The following is a 9312-nucleotide window of genomic DNA, read 5'->3' as shown; positions in this document are numbered from 1 at the left end:
GTGGGGCTTCGGTGGGCGGGACCGGGCGGTCGTCCGTGGGCGCTCTCGGCGCCGGACGCCGTCGGAGGCGGGCGGCCTTGCTGCGTATGCGGCGTTTGCGGGCCGGGTCTTTGTGGGGGCTCACTACCCGCCCTTCGCTCCGAGGTCTCCCGTGGGAGAACCTCCACCGGGCCTGCGTCTGGGCAGGGGGCCGGCTCTCGGTGACGGTTCGTCTGGTGCCGACTGCCCCTGGAGGACCCGGGGCGCGGTGCTGGGCCGGCGGTCGGGGGCCGGCCTGGTCTCCCAGTGGACGACCCGGCGGGCTTCAAGCCGGACGAGGTCCAGCATCACCGCGTAGAGTCCGCGCCCCCGGGCGAAGGCGATGTCGCGTGGGGTACGGCGGCCGTTGGCGCTCTCTACGAGGTCCCGGTGGCGTCGGGTCAGCCGGCCGTCGGACTCCGGGGCGCCGCGACCGTCGGCCGGTCGGGGCCGGATCCGGGCCAGTTCGCCCACGGGGCCCCAGAGCCGCGTCAGCAGCGCCATGCGGCGGGTGGTCTCCTCGGCCAGCGGGCGCGGCTCGACGCCGGGCCGAGTCAGGAGGGTGGGCTGGCGTTCGGTCAGCTCCCAGCCGCCGGGCGGGCTGAGCGCCATCGCGAAGGCCCCGTCGAAGACGGCCGCCGTGCAGACGACCTCCAGTTCGGCGGCGCCGATCAGACCGGCGGTGATCAGGTGCGGAGCGAGCCGGTCCGCGTCGGGCTCGGCGGCCCAGGCCGCCAGCCACGCGTCGTCGTCGATCCGGCCCGATGCGAGCAGTGTGGACGTCGCGGTCGGCGCGCCCGGTGTCTCGATCGCGCCGATCAGTCCGTCCCGCAGGTGAATCGTGCCACCGGGGGAGCCGGAGACCCGTACCGTGCCGGTGTAGCCCTCCTGGTGCAGTGCCTGCAGCAGTGCGGGGACGTTGCGCGCCGAGGGTGTCTTCACGCCAGCACCTCGCGCGCCCGGTCGCCGAGGCTGCGCAGTGCCAGCGCCACGTTCGCCCGGTCGCGGTCGAGACCGGCCGCCAGCAGCAGCGGGTCGCCGGCCATCCGGTTCACGGAGAGCAGCACGTGATGGCGTCGCCTGCTGGTCATGACCACGCTCTCCAACTCCCCCTCGGCCCCGGCAGCGCCGAGCCGGTCGGAGATGAGGGTGGCGAGATCCGAGCCCTCCGCCCCCGTCCCGGCCTGGGCGGCGTCGCCCGCGACGGCGTAGGTGAGTCCCGTGACCGCGTCGATCAGGGCGAGGCCGGTGACGCCGGGAGAGTCGAGAAGCCGGTCCAGGGAGGCCTGGAGCGCGGGCTTCCTTTCCTCAAGTCCCCCCATTCGCCCTCCACGTTGACGCGCCGCACAGTACTTTGAACGCCAACTTCCGTACCACACAGAAAAGTTGATGTTTGTGACCGGTGGGTCACTCGCGTCGATCGTAGTTGGCCGGACAGTGACCGGTCAGCAGCACTGAGGAATTGGGGCAGCAAATGAACATCGAGACGGCGCTCAAGGAAGCCATGGCCCTCGACGGCGCGGTCGGTGTCGCGCTGGTCGACTACGAGAGCGGTATGTCGCTCGGCGCCCTCGGTGGCGGGCAGCACCTCGACCTCGAACTCGCGGCGGCCGGCAACACCGAGGTGGTGCGCTCCAAGATGCGCACGCTGGCCTCGCTGGACATGGACGACGTGATCGAGGACATCCTGATCACCCTGGGCCGGCAGTACCACCTGATCCGCCCGCTGAGCAGCAGCAAGGGCTCGCTCTTCCTCTACCTGGCGCTGGACCGCTCCCGCAGCAACCTGGCGCTGGCCCGGCACGGCCTGAAGCGCATCGAGAACGGCCTCGAGGTCTGAGCCGGTTCCACCACCGCGCTCCGCACACGACTGAGCCCGTTCCGGGGACGGCGGACGGCCGCTGCCGGAACGGGCTCAGAAAAAGGTTCAGCTCTCCTGCGGTGCGACCGGCGAGGCTGTCACATCGTGTTCGGGAACGGCCTGTCCCGATCGGATCAGATCGATCCTGCCCATCACCTTGGCCCGCAGATCAGTGGGCACGTCGTCCTGCCCACAGCACCGCTTCACCAGCTTCTTGACGGCCTGTTCGAGCCCGTACTTCTCCAGACAGGGCGAGCACTCCTCGAAGTGGTGCTCGAACTTGGTGCAGTCGGCGTCGGGCATCTCCCGGTCGAGGAACTCGTAGAGATGATCGAGGATTTCGCTGCAATCCGTCTCGTGCGGCTCTCCGCAGCTCATGAGCCCGAGCCTTTCGCTTCGTTCGACTCCCCGGCCCCGGCCGGAACCAGCCCACGGTCACGGGCGTAGTCCTCGAGCATGCCGCGCAGTTGACGGCGGCCCCGGTGCAGCCGGGACATCACCGTACCGATGGGTGTCCCCATGATGTCGGCGATCTCCTTGTACGCAAAGCCCTCGACATCGGCGAGATAGACGGCGATGCGGAACTCCTCGGGGATCGCCTGCAGCGCCGCCTTCACGTCCGAGTCGGGCAGGTGGTCGAGCGCCTGCGACTCGGCGGAGCGCAGGCCGGTCGACATGTGCGACTCGGCGCGCGCCAGCTGCCAGTCCTCGATCTCCTCGGCCGCGGAGCGCTGGGGTTCGCGCTGCTTCTTGCGGTACGAGTTGATGAAGGTGTTCGTGAGGATGCGGTACAGCCAGGCCTTCAGGTTGGTGCCCTCACGGAACTGGTGGAAGGACGCGTACGCCTTCGCGTACGTCTCCTGCACCAGGTCCTCGGCATCGGCCGGGTTGCGCGTCATGCGCAGCGCGGCCGAGTACATCTGATCGAGGAATTCCAGAGCGTCCCGCTCGAACCGGGCGCTGCGCTCCGCGGCGGTCTCGGTGCCCTCGGGCTGCTCCGCCTGGCCCCGTTCGGTCCCTGCGTCGGTCCCAGTGACCGGACCCACCTCCTCCAACGTCTGTGCGATACCGAAACCGGTACCACCAGAATCGGAGGATAGACGACGATCCATGCCCGCCGCCGCCCGAACAGGGCCGCTCTTGGCCGCGTGAAGCACCGTCCAGTCCAGGTCAGCGCGGCTGCTGCGGCTCGGGCAATAGGTCGAACCCATGCGGCGGACTTCCTCTCGTACGGCGGTCAGCACGGTCTTTCGCGCTGTCTGATCCGCACAACCAAGGCCCGCCGCTCCGCATTCCCGCCCACCGCCGGACGGGTCACGGGAGTGACGCGATCCACTCCACGACACCCCCGGTGATCACCATCAGCGCCTCGTCCTGCCCGAGGGGCGCCCGCTTCGGCACGGCGAACCCGTGATCGCCGTACGGCACCTCCACGAGCCCGAACGCGCCCTCCGGGAACTCCTCCGGCCTGCCGAACGGATCGTTGCCGCCCTGGACGACGAGGGTGGGCACCCCGGCCCCCAGCAGCTCGTCGGCCCGGGACTTCTCCGGCCTGCCCGGCGGATGCAGCGGAAAGCTCAGCGCGAGTACGGCCACCGCGCCCAGCTCCGCCGCCGTACGGCAGGCGACCCGGGCCCCGGCGCTCCGGCCGCCCGCGATCACCGGGAGGCCCGGCTTCGCCAGCGCGGGCCACAGTCCCCGCCAGCCCGCGTCCAGCGTCTTCGGCGCGGGCGCAAGCTTCTTTCCGGCGACCCGCCACGGCTGTTCCACCAAGGCGACGGTCACGCCGTGCGCGGGAAGCACGGCGGCGAGGGCCCGCAGATCACGGGCCTCGATGCCACCGCCGGCGCCGTGGCTGACGGCGAGGACATACGCCGGCGTCTCGGCCTCGTACCAGCTGACGCGGCCCGTACCGGCCTCGGTCTCGATCTCTTCGGTCGCTGCTGCCTCGATCTCGGTCACGTCAGAAGAGTGTGCCCTCCTCGGGCCCCTCCAGCTCCTTCAGCAGCTCCGGGCCGTTGTTGCGAACGTTGCTGACGGCCGTGGTGACGGGGTAGGCGCACATCAGCCCGGCGGGCGGCGGTTCGAGCAGCCCGCGCAGGTCGTCGAGGTCCGTACGGGCCGGGTCCAGCCAGCTGTCCCACCGGTCCGGCGTGAGCATCAGCGGCATCCGGGGGTGAATCTCGGCCAACGCGTGCGGGCCGTCCTCCGGCGCCACCGCCAGCGGGGTCGCCTCGGCCTCCGTCGTGATCACCGAGCAGGTCGCCCACCAGGCCCCCGGATGGTCGTCCGGCAGCGTCCGGTCCCGCCAGAACTCGTACAGCCCGGCCATCGCGAAGACGGAGCCGTCGGCCGGGAGCACGAAGTACGGCTGCTTGCGCGGCCGCTTCTTCTTCCCCTCGACCTCCAGCTCCCGCTCCCCCTTGCCGGTGACCCACTCGAAGTAGCCGTCGGCGGGCAGGATGCACCGCCGGGCGGCGAAGGCGCGTCGGTACGACGGCTTCTCGTGGACGGTCTCCGCACGGGCGTTGATCATCCGGGCGGCGCCCTCGGGGTTCTTGGACCAGGAGGGGACGAGCCCCCACTTCAGCTTCCGCAGTTGGCGAACCGGCCGCTTGTCGTCGGCGTCCTTCAAGGGGCGGTCCAGGACCGCGTAGACCTCCTTGGTGGGAGCCACGTTGTAATCCGGCTCCAGGGTCTCCTCCGGGTCCCACTTCTCGATCTCAAAGATTCCTGCGAGATCCTCGGGCCTACGACTCGACGCATACCGTCCGCACATAAGTGCCACACTGCCAGGCCCACCCGCCACCCGACCACCGCCCCCCAACGATGGCGCTCCGCGCCAGCCCCCATGGATCGCGACCCCGAGGAGCCACCGCAGAACATGGAAAGCACCGCAGCCACCTCGCTGGCCAGCCTGTGGGACGAAGTCTTCGGCACCCAGCCCGACCCCGACCTGTGGGTCGTCATAGCCACCGCGGTCGCCGCGCTCGCCGCGATCGTCCCGCACGGCGTCTGGCGGCTCTCGCGCAACGCCATCACCATCGCGCACGAGGGCGGCCACGGGCTGGTCGCGCTGCTCACCGGCCGCACCCTCACCGGCATCCGACTGCACTCCGACACCAGCGGCCTCACGGTCAGCCGCGGCAAGCCCACCGGCCTGGGCATGGTCCTCACCGCCGCCGCCGGTTACACCGCTCCGCCGCTGCTCGGCCTCGGCGGCGCCGCCCTCCTCGGCTCCGGCCGCATCACTCTCCTCCTCTGGCTCGCCACGATCCTGCTGGTCGCCATGCTGGTCATGATCCGCAACGCCTACGGCGCCCTGACGGTCCTCCTCACCGGCGGCACCTTCGTCGTCGTCTCCTGGCTGGCGGGCCCCCAGGTCCAGGCCGCCTTCGCCTACGCGGTGGTCTGGTTCCTGCTGCTGGGGGGCGTACGCCCGGCCTTCGAACTCCAGGCGAAGCGCCGCCGCGGCGGCGCCGGTGACTCCGACGCCGACCAGCTCTCCCGGCTGACCCACCTCCCGGCGACGGTGTGGCTGGTGATGTTCCACGTGGTGTCGCTGTGCGCGTTGATGGGCGGCGGGCGCTGGCTGCTGAACCTCTGAGCCCCTTGGAGCCAAGGTCCGGGTGCGCCCCAAGGGGCGCGGGGAACCGCGGGAGAAGCCCCGCCGGACCCTCGGCCGCCCACGGCGATCACGAGGCGCCCCCGTGAGCGAACCCCTACTAAAGTGGCCGCATGGCCCTGAACGCACAGCCCGCCCTCTGGCCCGCCCCCACCGCGAGCGGAGCCGTCGACGCGACGGTCCACGTCCCGGGGTCCAAGTCGGTCACCAACCGCGCCCTCGTCCTCGCCGCCCTCGCGAGCGAGCCCGGCTGGCTGCGCCGCCCCCTCCGCTCCCGCGACACCCTCCTGATGGCGGCGGCACTGCGCGCGATGGGCGTCGGCATCGAGGAGACCGTCTCCTCCAGCTCCTCCGGCGCGGGCGGCTCCGGCGAGGCCTGGCGCGTCCTGCCCACCGGTCTGCACGGTCCGGCCACGGTCGACGTCGGCAACGCGGGCACGGTCATGCGCTTCCTCCCCCCGGTGGCGGCCCTGGCGGACGGCCCCGTCCACTTCGACGGCGACCCCCGCTCCTACGAGCGCCCCCTGAACGGCGTGATCGACGCCCTGCGCGTCCTCGGCGCCCGCATCGACGACGACGGCCGGGGCGCGCTCCCCCTGACGGTCCACGGCAGTGGCGCCCTCGATGGCGGCCCGGTGGCGATCGACGCGTCCTCGTCGTCGCAGTTCGTCTCGGCGCTCCTCCTCTCGGCTCCCCGCTTCAACCAGGGCGTCGAGGTCCGCCACACCGGCGCGACCCTGCCCTCCCTCCCCCACATCCGGATGACCGTCGACATGCTGCGCTCGGTGGGCGCGCAGGTGGACACCCCGGAGTCGGGCGGCGAGCCCAACGTCTGGCGGGTCACGCCGGGCGCCCTGCTGGGCCGCGACCTCACGATCGAGCCGGACCTCTCCAACGCGCAGCCGTTCCTGGCGGCGGCCCTGGTGACCGGGGGCAAGGTCGTCGTCCCCGACTGGCCCGCGCGCACCACCCAGCCCGGGGACCAGCTCCGCGAGATCTTCACGGAGATGGGCGGCACCTGCGAACTGACCGAGTACGGACTGGTGTTCACCGGTTCGGGCGCGATCCACGGCATCGACGTGGACCTGAGCGAGGTGGGCGAACTGACCCCGGGCATCGCGGCGGTCGCCGCCCTCGCCGACTCCCCCTCCACGCTGCGCGGTGTCGCCCACCTCCGCCTCCACGAGACGGACCGCCTGGCCGCGCTCACCAAGGAGATCAACGAACTCGGCGGCGACGTCACCGAGACCGCCGACGGCCTCCACATCCGCCCGCGCCCGCTGCACGGCGGCGTCTTCCACACCTACGACGACCACCGCATGGCCACCGCCGGTGCCATCATCGGCCTGGCCGTGGAAGGTGTGCGGATCGAGAACGTGGCGACGACGGCCAAGACACTGCCGGACTTCCCCGACATGTGGGCCGGGATGCTCGGGAAGAACTGACGGGCGGACCGGGATCATGCGCCGTTACGGCAAGCACACCGACGAGGACGACATCCGCAGCCGCCCGAACCGCAAGGGCAACCGTCCCCGTACGCACATCCGCCCGAAGCACGAGGACGCCGCCGAGGGCATGGTCCTCACGGTCGACCGGGGCCGGCTGACCTGTCTGGTCGAGGACCGCGTGGTGATGGCGATGAAGGCCCGCGAACTGGGCCGCAAGGCCGCGGTCGTCGGCGACACCGTGGCCCTCGTGGGCGACCTCTCCGGCAAGAAGGACACCCTGGCGCGGATCGTCCGCATCGCCGACCGTACGTCGGTCCTGCGCCGCACCGCCGACGACGACGACCCGTACGAACGCGTCGTCGTCGCCAACGCCGACCAACTCGCCATCGTCACCGCCCTCGCCGACCCCGAGCCCCGCCCCCGTCTCGTCGACCGCTGTCTGGTGGCGGCCTACGACGGCGGCCTGGCCCCCCTCCTCGTCCTCACGAAGTCGGACCTGGCCTCCCCGGACAAACTCCTGGAGCTCTACGGCGACATCGACATCCCGTACGTCGTGACGAGCCGCGAGGAGCTGGAGACGGGCGGCGCCGCCGACCGCGTACGCGAACACCTCGCCGGGAAGGTCACGGCGTTCGTCGGCCACTCGGGCGTCGGCAAGACGACCCTGGTGAACGCCCTCGTCCCGGAGGACCGGCGCCGCAGCACGGGCCATGTCAACGCGGTGACCGGCCGCGGCCGGCACACCACGACGTCCGCACTCGCCCTCCCCCTCGCGGACTCGGACGGCGGCTGGGTCGTGGACACCCCCGGCGTGCGCTCCTTCGGGCTCGCGCACATCGATCCGTCCCGGGTGATCAACGCCTTCCCGGACCTCGTGCCGGGCACGGAGGGCTGCCCGCGCGCGTGCAGTCACGACGAGCAGGACTGCGCGCTGGACCAGTGGGTGGCGGACGGGCACGCGGACCCGGCCCGGCTCTACTCCCTGCGCAGGCTGCTCTCGACGCGCGAACGGCGGGAAGGCGACTGACCCAGCGCTGACCTCCGCGTTGTTTGCGCCCCCGTCCACCCGGTAAGTGCATAATCGCACCGAGTCGGACCCAGACCAGACGAGATCAGCCGAGAACAGACGAAGCGGTCACGGAACGTGGGGACACGGGAGGACGAGACATGGCGTGGCTGCTGGTGGTCGTGGCGGGGCTTCTGGAGACCGGATTCGCCGTCTGTCTGAAACTCTCGCACGGCTTCACCAGACTCTGGCCGACGGTCGCCTTCTGCGTCTTCGCCCTCGGCAGCTTCGGCCTGCTGACCCTCTCCCTGAAGAAGCTCGACGTCGGCCCGGCCTACGCCGTCTGGACGGGCATCGGCGCGGCCGGCACCGCGATCTACGGGATGATCTTCCTCGGCGACATCGTGTCGACCTTGAAGATCGTCTCGATCACCCTGGTGATCGTGGGAGTCGTGGGACTCCAACTGTCGGGCTCGGCCCAGTAGTTCGCCCCGCACGCCGCTCCGGCCGAGACCCCCCTAGCCGAGGGGCCTGCTGAGCTGACGGGGCAGCGCCGTCCGCACGAGGTCCGTGACTCCGCCGTCGACCGGGGGCGCCGCCACGCACGAGAGGGCCAGCCGCACGGCGAGTTCACAGGACCGGGCCAGCTCCGTCAGGTCCGACTTGGGGGTTCCGGGCGCGGACAGCACGGCCACGGCCCGCTCGCGCACCAGGGCCACGAAGTCGGCGGGCGCGGGCAGCGGTCCGTCCGCGCGGCGCTGTGCGGGCACCACGGAGGACGAGCGCACCGCGGCGAGCGTCGGTGAGGGCAGACGCTCGCTCCAGCAGCCGGTGAGCATGGCGCGGACCAGCGCGTTGTTGCGGGAGGCCGCCACGGTCCACTCGGCGGTCGCTGCCAACCGGTCCCGGGAGTCCGCGGGGATGGCCAGCGCGCGTTCGACGCCCGCCAGATAGCCGTCCGCCTCCCTGCGGACCAGGGCCCTGGCGAGCCCGTCCTTGCTGCCGAACTCGTTGTACAGCGTCTGACGTGACACTCCGGCCACCGCCGCCACGTCCACCATGCGCACGGCGGACCACGGCCGGCGCACCAGCGCCGTGTAAGCGGCGTCCAACAAGGATTCCCGCGCTGCAGGCATCATCGCCTCCCTAAAAGCGAGCGGGCGGCTCTGGCCCTCAGATTTGACGCGCATCAAGTCACTGTCAAGGGTTCACGGCGCCCCCTGGGGGCGCACACCGGCCAACGTGCGCGGCACGCTCCGCCGGATCCCTGGTCATGCACCACCACCCGTACCCAGCTCCGCGAGGGCAAGTCCCCCGGCCTGCCCCAGCCGGGCGGACGATCGTGCCGCCGCCC

The 9312-nt window shown here is 71.6% G+C and carries 12 protein-coding genes; 5 read left to right on the top strand and 7 right to left on the bottom strand.

The annotated features are described in order from the left end of the window. Nucleotides 1–123: 123 nt before the first annotated feature. Both P1P70_RS34380 and P1P70_RS34375 read right to left on the bottom strand, forming a co-directional pair. A complete protein-coding gene (locus tag P1P70_RS34380; RefSeq protein ID WP_319244836.1) occupies nt 124–960 on the bottom strand; it encodes a DUF4388 domain-containing protein in 837 nt (278 codons plus the stop codon). After that, nucleotides 957–1298, bottom strand: a complete 342-nt coding sequence (locus P1P70_RS34375; RefSeq protein WP_319244840.1) for a hypothetical protein — start codon at nt 1296–1298, stop codon at nt 957–959. The genes P1P70_RS34380 and P1P70_RS34375 overlap by 4 nt, the downstream gene beginning before the upstream one ends. Before the next feature lie 194 nt (nt 1299–1492). On the opposite strand from P1P70_RS34375, the gene P1P70_RS34370 reads away from it, so the two are divergent. Next, entirely contained in the window at nt 1493–1858 is a 366-nt protein-coding gene (locus P1P70_RS34370; RefSeq protein ID WP_045559040.1) for a hypothetical protein, read from the top strand. Nucleotides 1859–1945: 87 nt separating this feature from the next. On the opposite strand, the gene rsrA is transcribed toward P1P70_RS34370, so the two are convergent. The 4 genes from rsrA to P1P70_RS34350 all read right to left on the bottom strand — a co-directional run bounded on the left by rsrA (nt 1946) and on the right by P1P70_RS34350 (nt 4658). After that, complete coding sequence (gene rsrA / locus P1P70_RS34365; protein WP_319244833.1) at nt 1946–2257, bottom strand: mycothiol system anti-sigma-R factor; 312 nt, start codon at nt 2255–2257, stop codon at nt 1946–1948. Further along, a complete protein-coding gene (sigR, locus tag P1P70_RS34360) occupies nt 2254–2925 on the bottom strand; it encodes an RNA polymerase sigma factor SigR (RefSeq protein WP_045559042.1) in 672 nt (223 codons plus the stop codon). Before sigR ends, rsrA begins: the two co-directional genes overlap by 4 nt. A 268-nt stretch (nt 2926–3193) precedes the next feature. Then, nucleotides 3194–3841 (bottom strand): alpha/beta family hydrolase, encoded by a 648-nt coding sequence (locus tag P1P70_RS34355; protein ID WP_319244830.1) that lies wholly within the window; start codon nt 3839–3841, stop codon nt 3194–3196. A gap of 1 nt (nt 3842) precedes the next feature. Continuing rightward, nucleotides 3843–4658, bottom strand: a complete 816-nt coding sequence (locus P1P70_RS34350; RefSeq protein WP_319244828.1) for an SOS response-associated peptidase — start codon at nt 4656–4658, stop codon at nt 3843–3845. Between the two features lie 105 nt (nt 4659–4763). On the opposite strand from P1P70_RS34350, the gene P1P70_RS34345 reads away from it, so the two are divergent. The 4 genes from P1P70_RS34345 to P1P70_RS34330 all read left to right on the top strand — a co-directional run bounded on the left by P1P70_RS34345 (nt 4764) and on the right by P1P70_RS34330 (nt 8443). Beyond that, a complete protein-coding gene (locus P1P70_RS34345) occupies nt 4764–5486 on the top strand; it encodes a M50 family metallopeptidase (RefSeq protein ID WP_319244826.1) in 723 nt (240 codons plus the stop codon). 131 nt (nt 5487–5617) lie between these two features. Continuing rightward, complete coding sequence (gene aroA / locus P1P70_RS34340; RefSeq protein ID WP_319244824.1) at nt 5618–6949, top strand: 3-phosphoshikimate 1-carboxyvinyltransferase; 1332 nt, start codon at nt 5618–5620, stop codon at nt 6947–6949. A gap of 16 nt (nt 6950–6965) precedes the next feature. Then, nucleotides 6966–7979 (top strand): ribosome small subunit-dependent GTPase A, encoded by a 1014-nt coding sequence (gene rsgA / locus P1P70_RS34335; protein ID WP_319244822.1) that lies wholly within the window; start codon nt 6966–6968, stop codon nt 7977–7979. A gap of 140 nt (nt 7980–8119) precedes the next feature. Continuing rightward, nucleotides 8120–8443, top strand: coding sequence for a multidrug efflux SMR transporter (locus P1P70_RS34330; RefSeq protein ID WP_319244820.1), 324 nt, complete (start codon nt 8120–8122; stop codon nt 8441–8443). 33 nt (nt 8444–8476) lie between these two features. On the opposite strand, the gene P1P70_RS34325 is transcribed toward P1P70_RS34330, so the two are convergent. Continuing rightward, nucleotides 8477–9094, bottom strand: a complete 618-nt coding sequence (locus P1P70_RS34325; RefSeq protein WP_319244838.1) for a TetR/AcrR family transcriptional regulator — start codon at nt 9092–9094, stop codon at nt 8477–8479. Nucleotides 9095–9312 lie beyond the last annotated feature (218 nt).

Origin of the sequence: Streptomyces sp. MB09-02B (assembly GCF_033794485.1) — a bacterium.
Taxonomy (GTDB): domain Bacteria; phylum Actinomycetota; class Actinomycetes; order Streptomycetales; family Streptomycetaceae; genus Streptomyces.
The sequence above is the reverse complement of the archived record's forward strand: the minus strand, read 5'-3'. Positions and strand labels throughout refer to the sequence as shown.